The sequence below is a fragment of the Angustibacter sp. Root456 genome, assembly GCF_001426435.1.
Taxonomy (GTDB): domain Bacteria; phylum Actinomycetota; class Actinomycetes; order Actinomycetales; family Angustibacteraceae; genus Angustibacter.
Genome location: NZ_LMER01000016.1, coordinates 54,426 through 70,664 on the forward strand (window position 1 = coordinate 54,426; position 16,239 = coordinate 70,664).

Genomic DNA, 16,239 nt, shown 5'->3' on the forward strand with positions numbered 1-16,239 from the left:
GCGCGACCCGCCACCCGCCCTGACGCCTGCGAAGGGCAGGGGTAGGGTCGCTGGAGGTACGCAACGGCGCGTACCTCACGGGTCACGACAAAGGTCACGGGAGTCATGGCGCACTCGCCAGCGGGGTCCAGGTCGCAGCTTCTCGAGAAGGCGTCGGCGCTCGCCGAGCGGTCGCAGCAGGACGCCACGGCGTCCTACCTCGCCCGCTACTACCGCCACGTGTCGGACGACGACCTCGACGCGCGGCGTCCCGAGGACCTGCTCGGTGCGGCGGCCAGCCAGTACGAGCTGGCCCGCGAGCGGCCCGTCGGCACGGCGAACGTCCACGTGTTCACGCCGACCGTCGACGAGCACGGATGGTCGAGCGGCCACACCGTCGTCGAGATCGTCACCGACGACATGCCGTTCCTCGTCGACTCGGTGACGGCCGAGCTGTCGCGGGTCGGGCGCGCCATCCACCTCGTCGTTCACCCGGTGCTCACCGTGCGTCGCGACGCTGCAGGGCACCTGCAGGAGATCGTCGACGGCGTCGGCCCCACCGACGACCTGCCGTACGACTGCTCCCGCGAGTCGTGGATGCACCTGGAGATCGACCGCGAGACCGACCAGGCGGACCTCGGGCAGCTCACTGCCGACCTGCGGCGGGTGCTCGAGGACGTCCGCGACGCCGTCGAGGACTGGCCGAAGATGCGCGACGCGGCCCAGCGCCTGGCCGCCGAGCTCGCCGACACCCCGCCGGCCGGCGTCGACTCTGCCGAGGTCGCCGAGGCGCGGCGGCTGCTCAGCTGGCTCGCTGACGACAACTTCACGTTCATCGGCTATCGCGAGTACCTGCTCGACGAGGACGAGGCGGGCGAGGAGGTGCTGCGCGCGCAGTCGGGCACCGGTCTCGGGATCCTGCGCTACGACCAGAAGGTCTCGGGCAGCTTCGGCCGCATGTCGCACGAGGTGCGGGCCCGGGCCCGTGAGCCGCGGGTGCTGATCCTCACCAAGGCCAACTCCCGGTCGACCGTGCACCGCCCGGCGTACCTCGACTACGTCGGAGTCAAGAACTTCGACGCCGACGGCCAGGTCATCGGGGAGCGCAGGTTCCTCGGGCTGTTCACGTCGGCGGCCTACACCGAGTCGGTCACGCGGATTCCCGTGATCGACACGAAGGTGCAGGAGCTGTTGCGCCGCACCGGTTTTGCCATGGAGAGCCACAGCGGCAAGGACCTGCTCGAGATCCTCGAGACCTACCCTCGCGACGAGCTGTTCCAGATCGGCGTCGACGACCTGTACGCCATCACCACGAGCGTGCTGCACCTGCAGGAGCGCCGGCGCACCCGGCTCTTCCTGCGCCGCGACGACTACGGCCGCTTCATGTCGTGCCTGGTGTACCTGCCGCGCGACCGCTACACGACGCACATGCGGCTGCGCATGGAGGAGATCCTGCGCGAGGCGTTCCACGGCGAGACCGTCGACTACACCACTCGGGTGTCGGAGTCGGTGCTGGCGCGCCTGCACTACGTCGTGCGCGTGCCAGACGGTGAGCACATCCCCGACGTCGACGTCGAGGAGCTCGAGAGCCGGCTCGTCGAGGCGACGCGCACGTGGGACGAGGACTTCGCGGAGTCGTTGCGGGCCGACGTCGGTGAGGAGGAGGCCGCCCGGCTGCTCGCGAAGTTCGGCAAGTCCTTCCCCGAGGCCTACAAGGAGGACTTCCCGGCTCGGGTGGCGGTGGCCGACCTGCGGCACGTCTGCGCGGTCACCGAGGGGCCCGCCACGGGGGCGGACGCGCCGGACGAGGCGCGGATGAACCTCTACCAGGAGCCGGGTCGCCCGGCTGACGAGCGGCGGTTCAAGTTCTACCGCGCCGAGCCGCTGTCGCTGACGCGCGTGCTGCCGGTGTTCAGCCACCTCGGGGTCGAGGTGGTCGACGAGCGGCCGTACGAGCTCGACCTGCCCGACGGCGGAATGGTGCACGTCTACGACTTCGGGCTGCGCTACGGCGGTGGGGAGGGGTGGGACCGCGACCAGGCCGAGTCGGCCCGCGCCGCGTTCCAGGAGGCCTTCGCCGCGGTCTGGTCGGGGCGCGCCGAGAGCGACGGCTTCAACGCGCTGGTGCTGGGGGCCGGGCTCACCTGGCGCCAGGCCAGCGTGCTGCGCGCCTACACCAAGTACCTGCGCCAGGCGGGCCTGACGTTCAGCCAGGAGTACGTCGAGGCGTGCCTGTTGTCGAACGTCGACATCGCGCGGCTGCTGGTGCGCCTGTTCGAGGCGCGGTTCGACCCCGACCACTTCGGCGGCGCCGCCGATGCCGACGCGCGACGTGAGACCTGCGACGCGCTGGTCGAGGAGATCACGGGTGCGCTCGACGACGTGGCCAGCCTCGACCAGGACCGCATCCTGCGCGCCTTGCTCGGCGTCGTTCGCGCGACCCTGCGCACCAGCTACTTCCAGGTGGACGCCGACGGGCACCCCCGCAGCTACCTGGCCTTCAAGCTCGACCCGCACGCGGTGCCGGACCTGCCCGAGCCGCGGCCGGCGTTCGAGATGTGGGTGTACTCCCCGCGGGTCGAGGGCGTGCACCTGCGCTTCGGCGCCGTCGCCCGCGGTGGCCTGCGCTGGAGCGACCGCCGCGAGGACTTCCGCACCGAGATCCTCGGCCTGGTGAAGGCGCAGATGGTGAAGAACGCCGTCATCGTGCCCACGGGGGCCAAGGGTGGCTTCGTGCCGAAGCAGCTGCCCGACTCCAGCGACCGCGAGGCGTGGCTCGCGGAGGGCAAGGCGGCGTACCGCACCTTCATCTCGGCGTTGCTCGACGTCACCGACAACATCGTGGGCACCGGCGAGGCGGCGAGCGTGGTGCCGCCGCAGCGCGTGGTCCGGCACGACGGTGACGACACGTACCTGGTCGTCGCGGCCGACAAGGGCACGGCGACGTTCAGTGACATCGCGAACTCGGTGGCCATCGACTACGGCTTCTGGCTCGGTGACGCGTTCGCGTCCGGCGGCTCGGCCGGCTACGACCACAAGGCCATGGGCATCACCGCGCGCGGCGCCTGGGAGTCGGTGAAGCGGCACTTCCGCGAGCTGGGCCTCGATACCCAGAGCGAGGACTTCACGGTCGTCGGCGTCGGAGACATGAGCGGTGACGTGTTCGGCAACGGCATGCTGCTGTCGGAGCACATCCGGCTCGTCGCGGCCTTCGACCACCGACACGTGTTCATCGACCCGACGCCGGACGCCGCGACGTCGTTCGCCGAGCGCCGCCGGCTGTTCGACCTGCCGCGCTCGTCGTGGGAAGACTACGACCGCTCGCTCATCAGCGAGGGTGGTGGCGTGTGGCCGCGGTCGGCGAAGTCGATCCCGGTGAGCTCGCAGGCGGCTGCGGCGCTGGGGATCGGTCAGAAGGCGACGTCGATGACGCCGGCCGAGCTCATGAAGGCGATCCTGAGCGCACCGGTCGACCTGCTCTGGAACGGCGGCATCGGCACGTACGTGAAGGCGTCCGGCGAGACCAGCGCCGACGTCGGCGACCGCGCCAACGACGCCATCCGCATCAACGGCAACGACCTGCGGGTGCGGGTGGTGGGCGAGGGCGGGAACCTCGGCCTCACCCAGCTCGGTCGCATCGAGGCGGCGCGCCATGGCGTGCGCATCAACACCGACGCCATCGACAACTCGGCCGGCGTCGACACGTCCGACCACGAGGTCAACCTCAAGATCCTGCTCAACGCGGTCGTGGCCGACGGCGACCTCACCACCAAGCAGCGCAACGCCTTGCTGGCCGACATGACGGACGACGTCGCCGAGCTCGTGCTGCGTGACAACTACGAGCAGAACGTGTTGCTGGGCAACGCCCGCGAGCAGGCGCACGCCATGCTGCCGGTGCACGCGCGGCTCATCCGCTCGCTGGTGAAGCGGGGCGAGCTGAACCGGGAGATCGAGTTCCTGCCCAGCGACGCCGAGATCGCGCGCCGTCAGGACGAAGGCCTCGGGCTGACCTCGCCGGAGTTCTCGGTGCTGGTCGCGTACTCGAAGATCACGCTCGCCGATGACCTGCTGGCCAGCTCGCTGCCCGACGACCCGTGGTTCGCCGCGACGCTTCGCTCGTACTTCCCGCCCCAGGTGGTCGAGCGGTACGGCGACCGGCTCAACCAGCACCCGCTGCGCCGCGAGATCGTCACGACCTCGCTGGTCAACAACATGGTCAACCGCGGCGGCATCACCTTCGCCTTCCGGGTGCAGGAGGAGACCGCGGCGTCCACCGTGCAGGTCGCGCAGGCGTACGTCGTCGCGCGCGAGGTGTTCCGGCTGCACGACTTCGTCGCGCGGGTCGAGGAGCTCGACAACCGGGTGCCGACGCGGGCGCAGACCGCGCTGTACCTGGAGTTCCGCCGGCTGATGGACCGCGCCGTGCGCTGGCTGCTGCAGACGCGGCCCACGATCACCGACATCGGTGCCGAGATCGAGCGGTTCTCGGTCGTCGTCGATGCGTTGCGCCCCAACGTTCCTGAGCTGTTGGTGGGCGCGGAGCAGCGCCGGCTGCAGCGGCGGACCAAGGAGCTCACGGACCTCGGTGTGCCCGACGACCTCGCCGTCGACTGCGCCTCGCTGCTCGACGTCTACTCGCTGCTCGACATCGCCGAGATCGGGTACGAGACCGAGACGCCGGTCGACCGCGTCGCCCCGATGTACTTCATGCTGTCGGAGCGGTTCCAGGTCGACACCATGCTCGGCCTGATCACGCGCCTGCCGCGTGACGACCGCTGGGACGCCTTGGCCCGTGCCGCCCTGCGCTACGACCTGTACGCCGCGCTCGAGCAGCTCACCGTCTCGGTGCTCACCACGAGCGACGACGGCCTCGACACCGAGAAGCGCATCGCGGAGTGGGAGCGGTCGAACCGCGCCACCCTCGACCGCGTGCGCGACATGGTGGGCGAGGTCAGCCACCTCGACCGCACAGGCATCGCCGCGCTGTCGGTGGCGCTGCGCGGTCTGCGCGGGGTGGTGCGCAGCAACAGCGCGTCGGCCTGACCCGTCGTCGGTGCAGGGAGCTCGAGTGGGGGCGTTCGGCGTACCGACGTGGGCGTGGGTGGTGGCGGCGTCGGCGGGGGTCGGGCGGCGACCAAGCGACGCTAGCGCTCAGTGGCTGGCGCCGCTGACCTGCAGGCCGACGACACCGACGACGATGACGCCGATCCAGAACGCCTTGGCGAGGGTCGCGCTCTCGCCGAACAGCATGATGCCGAGCACCGCCACGGCCGCCGTCCCGACGGCCGACCAGATGGCGTAGGCGACGCCCACCTCGATGGTGCGCAAGGCCCGCGCCAGCAGCGCGAAGCTCGCGACGTACCCGACCACCACGATGATCGACGGCACGAGGCGCGTGAAGCCCTCGCTGGCCTTGAGCGAGACGGTGGCGGCGATCTCGGTGGCGATCGCGAGGGAGAGCAGCAGCCAGGGCATGGGCCCATCGTCTCGCATCGAATTGCGGGCATCTCGCTCGAGGGCTAGGACTGACGTGCTCGGGCCCTTCGAACAGCGAGGTGAGTGACGTGTCCACTGTTGCGTCGGCGGCGACCGACCGGGAGCGCGCGACCGCAGTCGCGGCGTGGCGTGCCTGGGCGACGAGGCACCGGGTGTGGTCGGCACTGATCGCCGGCCTCGTCGCCGTGCACATCGGCACGATCGTGGGCTTCTGGCTCGGCGACTTCGGGCTGAGCCGGATGGACTGGCCGACGGCGAACGGCCTGGTCTACGTACCCAAGGCTTCTCCGGTCGTCCAGTTCGTCATCGGAGGGATGGCGCACTACGTGGACGGCGTGCTCTTCGCTCTCGTGTACGCGATCGCGCTGGCCCCCTTCCTGCCGTTCAGGTCGACCGCCACGGGGAACCTCCTCAAGGGCCTGGTCTTCGGCACGGTGCTGGCCGTCGTCGCGCTGCTGATCATGACGCCGCTGGTGTACGCGCCGGCGCGCGGCTCCGAGGCCGGGTTCTTCAGCAGCAACTTCGGCTGGAGCTACATCATCAGCGTCTTCATCTTCCACTGGGTCTACGGGCTCCATCTCGGGCTGATCTACAACCCCGACGACGCCGTCGCTCGCCCACCCGCTGACCGTCTGGAGTAGACCGGCGGCAGCGGCCGTAGGCTCCTCACGTGGCCTCGTTGACCGACCTGCTGCGCCAGCGCACCGAGCTCAGCGACGCGGACGCCGAGTGGCTGCGCCTCCTGGTCGGCGACTGGCAGCTGCTGTCGGACCTGTCGTTCGCCGACCTGGTGCTGTGGGTGTCGGTGCCGGACGGCTGGCTCGCCGTCGCGCACGTGCGCCCGACCACGGGTATGACGGCGTTCGTCGAGGACGTCGTCGGGCAGGTGGCGGCGCGGGGCCGGCGTCCGCAGATCGACCGCGCGTACGACGAGCAGCGCATCTGCCGCGAGCGCGACCCCGACTGGCGCGACGACGTGCCGGTGCGCGAGGAGACGATCCCGGTGGTGTGTGACGGCCGCACGCTCGCCGTCCTGTCGCGGCACACGAACCTGTCGACGATGCGCACGCCGAGCCGGCTCGAACTCACCTACCTGGCGTGCGCCGACGCGCTCGCGGGCATGGTGGCGAGCGGCGGGTTCCCGGTGAGCGGCGCGCCGACCGGCTCTCGCCGGGGCGCCCCGCGGGTGGGCGACGGGCTGATCTGCCTGGACGTCGACGGTGAGGTCACGTACGCCAGCCCGAACGCGGTGTCGGCGTTCCACCGGCTCGGGCACGACCGATCACTGGTGGGTCAGTCGCTCGCCGAGGTGACGACGGCGCTGCTGCGCGGACGCGAGCAGGTCGACGAGGGGCTGCCGCTCGTGCTCACCGGCAAGGCGCCGTGGCGGGCCGACGTCGAGGCGTCCGGCACCGGCCTGAGCGTGCGGGCGATCCCGCTCACGGTCGAGGGCAAGCGCGACGGCGCGCTGCTGCTCGTGCGTGACGTCACCGAGCTGAGACGCCGTGAGCGCGAGCTGCTGAGCAAGGACGCCACGATCCGTGAGATCCACCACCGGGTGAAGAACAACCTGCAGACCGTCGCCGCGCTGCTGCGCCTGCAGTCGCGGCGGATGGACGACCCGGCCGCCCGGACGGCACTCGACCAGGCCGAACGACGGGTGGCCGCCATCGCGCTGGTGCACGAGACCTTGTCGACCGGCTACGACGAGACCGTCGACTTCGACGAGGTGGCGGCGCGCGGGCTGTCGACCCTGGTGGAGGTGGCCCGGCCCGGAGGAGCGGTGCGCACGCGGCACGAGGGGCGGTTCGGCCGGATGCGCGCCGAGGACGCCACGGCCCTGTCGCTGGTGCTCACCGAGCTGGTGCAGAACGCGGTGGAGCACGGGCTGGCCGGTCGAGACGGCGTCGTGACGGTGACCGCCGAGCGCACGACGTCCGACGGCGACGACCGGCTCGAGGTGCACGTGAGCGACGACGGCGCGGGGCTCGGCGCCCAACCCGACCCCGGCGGCCTGGGCAGCCAGATCGTGCGGGCGCTGGTGACCGAGCTGCGCGGGCAGATCAGCTGGGACGAGCGTTTCGGCGGCGGCACCGACGTCCGGCTCGACCTGCGGCCGCGGCCGCTCGAGGAGTAGGCCGGGCATGGAGCGCACGCGACGACGCCCCGGCCGATACCGGCCGGGGCGTCGTCAGCGAACTACAGGGTGCGGGGTCAGACCGCCCGGCGGGCTCGAGCGTTGCGTCGCTTGAGTGCGCGGCGCTCGTCCTCCGACAGGCCACCCCACACACCGGCGTCCTGCCCGGACTCCAGCGCCCACTTCAGGCACGTGTCCATGACGGGGCAGCGACGGCAGATGGCCTTCGCTTCCTCGATCTGCAGCAGGGCGGGTCCGGTGTTTCCGATCGGGAAGAACAGCTCGGGATCCTCGTCGAGGCAGGCAGCGCGGTGGCGCCAGTCCATCGGGATCGATCTCCTGTCGTTGTGCGGGGGTGTCGGCACGGCCGTGCTCGACTCCGGTGGCGAGCAGGTGGTGCTGTTTCGTGCGGTGCGGGGTTCGTGCTCTTGCTGGTCGTGCTCGTGCTGGTCGTGCTCATGCTCGTCGTGCTCTCCCGACGATGGTGCGCGCCGGACGGCGACTCCGCACGTCGGATGCTTGTGAAGGGCTTCACGAGCGAGATACCAGAGCAACGCGCAGAAGATCGCCGGTGTTCCAGCCTCACACCTCGCGTGCTCGCCGCACAAGGGGTATCCGTGATCGTTCTGTGATGGACACCGAGGCATGCATCACACAGCGTAGGTGATCAGGGCTCATCCGGTCACGCACGGTGCGATTGGACACGCTAGCGTGTCGTGGTGCCCATGGCTGCCGACGACCCCCTCGACCCGCCGTCCGCAGCGCCCGACCACCCGAACGGCCGTGCGGACGACGGTGGCGACGGCTCCCGGATCGTTTCAGCCGGTGGCGCGGGCGGGCCGGACCCGCGCGCGCCGTGGCGGCTGCTCGCCCGGGTGCTGGTGGGGCTCGAGGCGATCGCGCCGCTCGCCTTCGCGCTCTTCGGCTTGGTGCAGCTGCTCACCGGCGGCTCGGTCGTGCAGCGCAACGAGACCATGCTGGTCGTGCTGCTGGCCGTCGTCGGGCTGGCGTTGCTGTACGTCGCCTACGCCGTCGGGCACGGGCGCAAGGCCGTGCGCACCGCGACCCTGCTGTGGCAGGCGCTGCTCGTGCTCGCGCTCGTGCCGGCGATGTGGGGTGCGGGTCAGCAGGCGCTCGGTCTCGGCGTCCTGATCCTCGCCGTGGTCACCGGCTACGCGACGGTGCGGGCGACGTCCGACCTCTGACCCCCGCGCTCCCCAACCCCCCGGCGTGCAGCTCGTGCACTGCGGATCCAGAGCGCAGGCCTGGGTCGGGCCGGTCAGGGCTGGGCGTCGTCGACGCCGCGGCGCAGGTCGTCGACCGTGCGAGCGAGCAGCCGCGACACGTGCATCTGCGAGATGCCGAGCTCGTCGGCGATCTCGCGCTGGCTGAGCCCGCGGAAGAACCGCAGCGCGAGGATGCGCTTCTCGCGCTCGGGCAGGCGGTGCAGCAGCGGCCGCAGCGACTCGCGCTCGACCACGTCCTCGAGCGCCTGGTCGAGCTCGGCGACGACTGCCTGGTCACCGGGCTCGTCGGTGAGCGGCACCGTCGAGCTCGTGTGCAGGGCCTCGAGCGCCTCGAGCGCGTCCTCCTCGTCGACGCCGAGCCGCTCGGCGATCTCGCGCACAGTCGGCTGGCGGCCCAGCTCCTGCGCCAGGGTCGCGCGGGCACCGCCGAGCTTGGCGTGCAGCACCTGCAGCCGGCGCGGCACCCGCACCGACCACACCCGGTCGCGGAAGTAGCGCTTGATCTCGCCGACGATGGTCGGCGTCGCGTACGTCGCGAGCGTCGCGCCACGCGAGGGGTCGAAGCGGTCGACGGCGTTGATCAGACCGATGGTGCCGACCTGGACGAGGTCGTCGAGCGGCTCGCCGAGGTGGCGGTAGCGGCCGGCGAGGTAGTGCACGAGCGGCAGGTGGGCCTCGACGATCCTGTCGCGCAGCGGCCCCCGCCGCGGGTCGTCGGCGGGCAGGCGGTGCAGCTCCTCCAGGGCGTCGGCCGCGGCGGCGAGGTCAGGCAGCGCCTCGCTTACGCCCACTGCCCTGCACCGGCCCGCACCACGAGGCGCAGCCAGGTGCGAGGGCGACCCGCGGCGTCGTCCTCGTAGCCCGACTCCAGCGAGTCGACGAGAGCTGACAGCACCGCCCACGCGTAGCCGGTGCGCTCCGGCAGGTCGGCGCGCGGGCCGGTGACGTCGACGGTGAGCGCGGTGTCGTCGAGGCGGAACACGCAGCTGATCTGCTCGGTGGCCTGCACCGAGCCGGGGGCGTGGACGAGCAAGGTGCAGGCTTCGTCGACGGCGATCCGCAGGTCCTCGATCCGGTCGAGGGTGAGGTCGAGCCGGGCCGCCAGCCCGGCGGTGGCCGCCCGCACCACCGCGACGTACTGCGCGAGCGCAGGCACCGAGAGCTCGACGACGTCGGTGCGCGGGGGCGTCACCTCGTCGGCGGGCGTCGTGATGGCTGGTGGCACCGCTCCATCCTCGCGCCTCTGCGCGGGTACGTCCACGCGCTGCTCCTTCACGATCGCGCCGCGAGCGCGGTGAGGGCGTCACCATCCAGTCGGAACACGGTCCACTCGTCCTGGGGCGCGGCACCGAGCGAGCGGTAGAAGCCGATCGACGGCTCGTTCCAGTTGAGCACCCACCACTCCAAGCGCCCGTAGTCGCGCTCGACGCAGATCTGCGCGAGCCGGGCGAGCAGGGCGGTGCCGAGGCCGCTGCCGCGGTGCGCGGGCTGGACGAACAGGTCCTCGAGCCAGACGCCGTGGCGGCCGAGCCAGGTCGAGAAGGTGACGTACCAGACGGCCATGCCCACGATCTGGGTGTTGCCGCCGGAGTCGGTCACCTCGGCGACGATCGCGTGGCTGCGGGCGGTCGCCGGGTCGGGCGGGAAGAGCGCGGTGTGCAGGTGGGCTTCGGTGGCCTCGACGGCGTCGGGTGCGCGCTCGTAGTCGGCGAGCTCCTGGATCAGGCGCAGGATCGCCGGGACGTCGTCGGGGGTGGCGTCGCGCAGCCGCTGGGCGGTGTCTGGCATGCCTCGGAGGCTAGCGCTGCGGCGGTAGCCTTCACGCCGAGATGACACGCGTGCCCGACGAAGCCCGGCTGACCGGCGATCCCGCGGCGACGGCGTCCTTCGAGGACGTCGCCCGGCGGGCTCAGCACCGCACCCTCGGCACGCTGGTGTCGACCCAGGCGCTCGGTGGGGTCGGTGTGAGCGCCGCGGTGTCGGTGAACGCGCTGCTGGCCAAGGACGTGTCGGGGTCGGAGAAGCTCGCGGGCCTGGCGCAGACGTCGGCGGTGGTGGGCGCGGCGGTGGTGGCCGCGCTCCTCGCGCGGGTGATGAGTCGGCACGGGCGGCGTCCGGGCCTCACGCTCGGGTACCTGCTCGGCACGGCGGGCGCGGTGATCGCCATCATCGCGGGCACGATCCGGTTCTTCCCGCTGCTGCTCGTGGGCTCGGCGCTGCTCGGCTCGGCGACGGCGGCGAACAACCAGTCCCGTTACGCCGCAACGGATCTCTCGCACCCAGACCACCGCGGGCGGCACCTCAGCCTCGTGGTGTGGGCGACGACGATCGGCTCGGTGTTCGGGCCCAACCTGGCCGGGCCCGGAGGCGCGGTGGCGCGCTGGGTGGGCGTGCCCGCGATGACCGGGCCGTTCATCTTCTCCGCGGTCGGCATGCTGCTCGCGGCCGGCGTCATGACGCTGCGACTGCGGCCCGACCCGCTGCTGCTCGCGCGCTCGCACCGCGAGGCGGAGGCGGCCGAGCTGCACCCTGCGGTGGACGACGTCCCTGACGTCACGGGGCTCGCCCCGGCGGCCGAGGCGGCGGCGGTGCGCGCGTGGCCGGTGATCCGGTCGAGCCCGCGCATCCTCGCCGCGACGGCGGGCATGGCGCTCTCGCAGGCCACGATGGTGTCGGTGATGGTGATGACGCCCATCCACATGGACCACGGCCACGCCTCGCTCGAGATCATCGGCCTGGTCATCAGCGTGCACATCCTCGGCATGTACGCGTTCTCCCCGCTCGTGGGCTGGCTGGTCGACCGGGTCGGCAGCATCCCGGTGCTCGCCGCAGGTGGCGTCACGTTGCTGGCGTCGCTGGCGCTCGCGGGCTCGTCGCATCCTGGGGCGTCGTGGACGCTGGGCGTGGGGCTGTTCTTGCTCGGGGTCGGCTGGTCGCTCGGCGCGGTGTCGGCGTCCACGCTGCTGACCGCTGCGACGCCGGCCGAGTACCGCCCGCAGGTGCAGGGCACCACCGACATGATCGTGGGTTTCACCGCGGCGGCCGGGGGAGCGGTGGCCGGGCTCATCGTCGGGTGGCTGGGCTTCGGCTGGCTCAACGCGTTCGCGGCGGTGCTGGCGTTCGGTGTGGTCGCCGCGGCTCAGGCTGCGCGGGCGGCGCACCGCACCACGTGACGACAGCAGAGAAGTGGGGCACCGCGTCAGCTCGCGGTGCCCCACTTCTCTGTTCTGGGCGCAGCGGCCTGCGGCAGGGCGACCTGCACCGGCGTCGCCCGGCCGCGGACGACGAGCAGCCCGCGGCCCGGCGTCCGGACGTCGGGACGCTCGGCTGCGACGCCGAAGACGTCCCCGTCGAGCGGCCGCTCCGGCTGCAGCAGGACGCCCGTGCGGTGCCGTCGGACCGCGGCCGCCAGGCCGGTGAACGAGCTCGTCAGGGCGTCGGTGGTCGAGGCGACGACGAGCGCCCGGCCCGGTGACGCCCACGACGTCCACGCAAGCAGCCGACCAACGACGGCATCGGGCAGCCGGTCGACGTCGTCGACGAGCAGGCACGCGACGCCGGGTGCCGGCTCGGAGTCGGCCAACCTCAGCGGGTCACGCACCGGCCAGGGGCCATGGGCGAGCGGTGAGGTGGAGTCGGCCACGGCCAGCACGCCGACTGCCCGTTCGTGCAGCTGCGCTGCCCAGGACGCGAGCGTCGACGACCGCCCGCTGCCTGCCGGGCCGGCCACGGTGACGACGGGTGCGCACGATACGTCCAGCTGCATCGCCTCGACCTCGTCGCCTCCGACCCCCACGCGCACTCCCAGGCCGGTCGGGTGGCCTTCGCCGTCGGCCGTGAGCTCAGCGTGGTGAGGCAACGCCCGTAACCGCAACGGCTGGGTGGCGGACGTCCGGCCGGCGTGCTGCTCACGAACCGCCTGGACCCGACGGCGAACCTCGGCGTCATCACCGGACCACACGACCTGCACCTCGTGGCCGGCCGGAAGGTGCACGGCTCGTCCCGGTGGCTGGTGGGTGAGAGGAGAGGGCGAGGCGGCGCCGGCCAGGAGCAGGTCGGTGGGGTCGGCGGTGCGCAGCATCAGCCGCTCCGGCAGCAGAGCGGACACCCGCGCGGACAGGACGGCGCGTCCCCCGGTGACGACGGCGCGAAGACCCCACCGCTCGCCGTCGCGCAGCAACCCGAGCAGCTCGTCAGTCGTGCGGCCGTGATCGCGAGCGTCGAGGGACTCGGCCACGGCTTCCCAGCCGTCGACGAGGAGCAGGGTGTGCGGGCTGCGTGGGGGCTCGCGCAGCAGTCGCTGCACCAGTCGTGCGACGGCCGCCGGCTGGCTGCTCACCGTCGTCGTGCCCAGGTGCGGCAGGTCGGCGAGCGCGGGGCCGACCCGCGGCGACCCTTCGATGACGTGCACGTGCAGGTCATCGGCGCTGAGTTGCTCGCAGGCTGCGAGGGCCAGGGCGATGCAGGCGGTCGACTTGCCGGTGCGGGCCATGCCGCACACCGCCAGGTGGGACGAGGTGGTGGCGTCCCAGACCAGCTGATGACGCTCGCCGAGATCGGGTCGGTCGGCGATCGCGTACGGCACCGAGGTGGCCGCTGGCGTGCCAGCGACCAGGTCGGCCGGCAGCACGAGGTCGGGCAGCGGGGGGAGCCACGGGCTGGGTGGGGGCACGGCGCGGCACGCGGCCGCAGCCTGCTGCAGAGCACGCACCAGCGGCCATGGTCCGGCGCCTGAGTTGCTCACCCGGCCGCGTCCGGCACCGGTCGTGGTCGGGCCCGTCCTGCTCGGCGTGCCGAGTGCCAGCGGCCGCACCGACACGGTCTGCGGCGAGGCCCCGTCGGTGGGTTCGGCGACCAGGGCGACCTGGACGGGCACGAGTGCGTCGGATCCCGTGCGGAGCACGGCTCGGCCGGGCACGTCGACCGGAAGCAACGCGGCGTCCGGGACGTCGACGACGTCGTCGGACTCGGCCCGGTCGCGCACGCGCAGGCAGATTCGCAGGTTGACGTTGGCCTTGATGTCGGCCGTGACGACACCGGCCGGTCGCTGCGTGGCCAGCACCAGGTGCACGCCGAGCGACCGCCCGATGCTGGCCAGCCGCACGAGCCCGTCGAGGAACCCCGGCAGCTCGTCGGCGAGCAGGCGGAACTCGTCGACCACGAGAACCAACCGCGCGAGCGGTTCAGGAGCGCGCCCGGTGTCGCGCAGTGCGAGGTACCCGGTGAAGTCGCTCGCTCCCACGCTCGCGAACAGCCGCTCGCGGCGGGTGAGCTCGGCCTGCAACGACGCCAGAGCGCGGTCCGCCAGGTGCGCGTCGAGGTCCGTGACCAGGCCGGCCACGTGGGGGAGGTCCGACAGCTCACGGAACGCCGCTCCACCCTTGTAGTCGACGAGGACGAAGGCCAGCTCGTCCGGGCGGTTACCCAGCGCCAACGAGCACACGAGGGTCTGCAGCAGCTCTGACTTGCCCGCGCCGGTCGTCCCGGCGACCAGAGCGTGCGGGCCGTCGCGCAGCAGGTCCACGTGCACGGGGCCGTCCTCTCCGGCGCCGATCACTGCCCTCGTGGTGCGAGGCGAGCGCCGCCACGCGGATGCCACGTCGTCAGCGGACGACGGGTCGAAGCCGCAGACGTCTGCGAGCAGCACACGGTCGGGCAGGCGCCCCGGCTCTGGCGTGGCGTCCCTCAACGGCGCGAGGGCTCGCGCCACCTCCAGCGCCCAGACCTCGGCGACGGCGTCGACCACCAGCTCGGCGCTCCGTCCGTCGCGGCGGGTCAGCGTCGACGGCTGGCGGTCGGCAATCGTGAGCACCGCGTCGCACCGGCTCGGCAGCTGCTCCGCGAGAGCAGCGCCGGCGACGACGTGGACGCCGGCTCGCGGGCCGTCGTCGAGCAGGACGGCGAACGACGGGTCGCTCGCCCACGCCGCCACGTCGTGAGCGACGACCACCAGGCGCGGTGACAGTGGCGGCCCTGCGGGCCCGCTCACCAGCTCCAGGCGACGACGCACCTCGTGGGCCAGCCCGGCAGGCGTGTCGTGACGGTGGTGCGGGAGCCATCGCGTCCAGCGGCCGTCGTCGTCCAAGGCCACGACGCGCACGGCCCGCGGTGAGCACTGCACGGCGAGCTGAGCCACGAGCAGGCGCAGAACCCCGCCGACCGCATCGGGAGAACCGCTGACACCCAGGTGCCCGGCCTCCGCCAGGTCGAGCACCACGGGCGCGTTGGCGAGCACCGGACGCGTCGCGCCGTCCTCGGTCTGCACCTCGACCTCGGAGGGCACGTCGCCGCACCCCAGAGCGACCTGGAGCAGGTCGGAGTCGTCGGGTCCGCGCTCCCAGAGCCGGTGCCCGGGTAGTCGGGCGGTCTCGAGCAGCAACGCCGGGTCGGGGAACGCAGCCCGCCGAAGCGCCAGGTCGGCTGCGACCGCCTGGTCGACCAGCGCACAGGTGCGGCGGTCACCGGCCTGCCACGCGGCGTGCTGCTCGTGGTCGCGACGGCGACGACCCCGCCGTTCGACGAGCTGGCTCACGCCCATCGTGAGCGGGCTCATCAGCCCCAGAGCCAGGTAGGTCGGTTGGCGCGTGAACCACGCGAGCGGGGCGCAGAGCAGCAGGGGTGCCAGCATGGCGATCCACGGCCAGGGGGCGTGCTCTGCCGGCTGGGGTGGTGGACGGCGACGGAACCGGACGCCCACCGGTGCAGCGGCGGTGCGTGGACCTCGGGTGACGGCGACGAAGCCGTCGCCGGTGTCGCGCTGAGCGGCCGGACGGCTCGACGGAGTGCGGACGGCGAACGTCGTGCCTCCGGCGAGGATGCGCGTGCCCGGTGGGCATTCGACACCGCCGGCCGGCAGCGGTGAACCCTCGACCAGCGTGCCGTTGCTCGAGCCGAGGTCGTGGAGGGTGAGGCCGCCGCTGCCGAGACGCAGCTCGTAGTGGCGGCGCGACAGCAGCGGGTCGGCGACGTCGAGGCTGGCCGAGGCGCCGCGACCCACCGTCGTCGAGCCGGCTGACAGCGGCAGGACGGTGCCGGCGTCCGGCCCGGACACCACGTGCAGGGCGAGCGTGCTGCGTGGCGTGTGCAGGTCGGTGGGCCACGTTCGGGCGGCCACGAGGAGTGCGCCGTGGACGAGCGGCCGGCGGCCGAGGGGGGTGGTCGCAGCGATGGCCGCGCCCCCCGTTGACAGCGACGTGGGCGCGTCCGTGATGCCGGCGCCGACCAGGGCGCGGACCAGGTCGGCCGCCGTCGAGCCATCCGGTGCCTCGACCTCGACGTCGCAGGGATCGCACGGGCGGTCCGCGCGGACCACGGTGCAGCGCAAGGAGATCACACCCCGAGTCTGGCCATCGCGGCGCGGTGTGGTCTGCCGTCATCCAC

Annotated in this window: 12 protein-coding genes; 6 read left to right on the top strand and 6 right to left on the bottom strand. The window is 72.5% G+C overall.

Annotated elements, in window-relative coordinates; genetic code table 11:
- The first annotated feature begins 105 nt into the window (after positions 1 to 105).
- Positions 106 to 5,022 (top strand): NAD-glutamate dehydrogenase, encoded by a 4,917-nt coding sequence (locus tag ASD06_RS10185; RefSeq protein ID WP_056676684.1) that lies wholly within the window; start codon positions 106 to 108, stop codon positions 5,020 to 5,022.
- 108 nt (positions 5,023 to 5,130) lie between these two features.
- Here the strand turns inward: ASD06_RS10185 and ASD06_RS10190 are convergent, their stop codons facing one another.
- Positions 5,131 to 5,454: a multidrug efflux SMR transporter gene (locus ASD06_RS10190; protein WP_056676689.1), complete on the bottom strand. Its 324-nt coding sequence runs from the start codon at positions 5,452 to 5,454 to the stop codon at positions 5,131 to 5,133.
- Positions 5,455 to 5,543: 89 nt separating this feature from the next.
- On the opposite strand from ASD06_RS10190, the gene ASD06_RS10195 reads away from it, so the two are divergent.
- Positions 5,544 to 6,116 (top strand): hypothetical protein, encoded by a 573-nt coding sequence (locus ASD06_RS10195; RefSeq protein WP_157371639.1) that lies wholly within the window; start codon positions 5,544 to 5,546, stop codon positions 6,114 to 6,116.
- Positions 6,117 to 6,145: 29 nt separating this feature from the next.
- Positions 6,146 to 7,612, top strand: a complete 1,467-nt coding sequence (locus tag ASD06_RS10200; protein ID WP_056676696.1) for a sensor histidine kinase — start codon at positions 6,146 to 6,148, stop codon at positions 7,610 to 7,612.
- 77 nt (positions 7,613 to 7,689) lie between these two features.
- Here ASD06_RS10200 and ASD06_RS10205 read toward each other — a convergent pair whose 3' ends face one another.
- Entirely contained in the window at positions 7,690 to 7,938 is a 249-nt protein-coding gene (locus ASD06_RS10205) for a WhiB family transcriptional regulator (protein WP_056676699.1), read from the bottom strand.
- A 96-nt stretch (positions 7,939 to 8,034) separates the two neighbouring features.
- Here ASD06_RS10205 and ASD06_RS18880 point away from each other — a divergent pair, with 96 nt between their 5' ends.
- Both ASD06_RS18880 and ASD06_RS10210 read left to right on the top strand, forming a co-directional pair.
- Positions 8,035 to 8,244: a hypothetical protein gene (locus tag ASD06_RS18880; RefSeq protein ID WP_157371640.1), complete on the top strand. Its 210-nt coding sequence runs from the start codon at positions 8,035 to 8,037 to the stop codon at positions 8,242 to 8,244.
- A gap of 87 nt (positions 8,245 to 8,331) precedes the next feature.
- Positions 8,332 to 8,817 carry a hypothetical protein gene (locus ASD06_RS10210; protein WP_157371641.1) on the top strand — a complete coding sequence of 162 codons (486 nt, stop codon included), beginning with the start codon at positions 8,332 to 8,334 and terminating at the stop codon, positions 8,815 to 8,817.
- Between the two features lie 74 nt (positions 8,818 to 8,891).
- Here the strand turns inward: ASD06_RS10210 and ASD06_RS10215 are convergent, their stop codons facing one another.
- The 3 genes from ASD06_RS10215 to ASD06_RS10225 are packed head-to-tail and all read right to left on the bottom strand — an operon-like array spanning position 8,892 to position 10,647.
- Complete coding sequence (locus tag ASD06_RS10215) at positions 8,892 to 9,650, bottom strand: SigB/SigF/SigG family RNA polymerase sigma factor (RefSeq protein ID WP_056676704.1); 759 nt, start codon at positions 9,648 to 9,650, stop codon at positions 8,892 to 8,894.
- Positions 9,641 to 10,084 (bottom strand): ATP-binding protein, encoded by a 444-nt coding sequence (locus tag ASD06_RS10220; protein ID WP_235502301.1) that lies wholly within the window; start codon positions 10,082 to 10,084, stop codon positions 9,641 to 9,643. The genes ASD06_RS10215 and ASD06_RS10220 overlap by 10 nt, the downstream gene beginning before the upstream one ends.
- Positions 10,085 to 10,131: 47 nt before the next feature.
- Complete coding sequence (locus ASD06_RS10225) at positions 10,132 to 10,647, bottom strand: GNAT family N-acetyltransferase (RefSeq protein ID WP_056676707.1); 516 nt, start codon at positions 10,645 to 10,647, stop codon at positions 10,132 to 10,134.
- Between the two features lie 50 nt (positions 10,648 to 10,697).
- On the opposite strand from ASD06_RS10225, the gene ASD06_RS10230 reads away from it, so the two are divergent.
- A complete protein-coding gene (locus ASD06_RS10230) occupies positions 10,698 to 12,032 on the top strand; it encodes an MFS transporter (protein WP_200942037.1) in 1,335 nt (444 codons plus the stop codon).
- Between the two features lie 26 nt (positions 12,033 to 12,058).
- Here the strand turns inward: ASD06_RS10230 and ASD06_RS10235 are convergent, their stop codons facing one another.
- On the bottom strand, positions 12,059 to 16,192 hold the full coding sequence (locus tag ASD06_RS10235; RefSeq protein ID WP_056676710.1) for an FtsK/SpoIIIE domain-containing protein: 4,134 nt from the start codon (positions 16,190 to 16,192) through the stop codon (positions 12,059 to 12,061).
- Positions 16,193 to 16,239: the final 47 nt, after the last annotated feature.

Bases quoted from the DNA above. Each gene is read 5' to 3' on its own strand.
- ASD06_RS10185 (WP_056676684.1), top strand. From the start codon at position 106: ATGGCGCACTCGCCAGCGGGGTCCAGGTCGCAGCTTCTCGAGAAGGCG.
- ASD06_RS10190 (WP_056676689.1), bottom strand. From the start codon at position 5,454: ATGCCCTGGCTGCTGCTCTCCCTCGCGATCGCCACCGAGATCGCCGCC.
- ASD06_RS10205 (WP_056676699.1), bottom strand. From the start codon at position 7,938: ATGGACTGGCGCCACCGCGCTGCCTGCCTCGACGAGGATCCCGAGCTG.
- ASD06_RS10225 (WP_056676707.1), bottom strand. From the start codon at position 10,647: ATGCCAGACACCGCCCAGCGGCTGCGCGACGCCACCCCCGACGACGTC.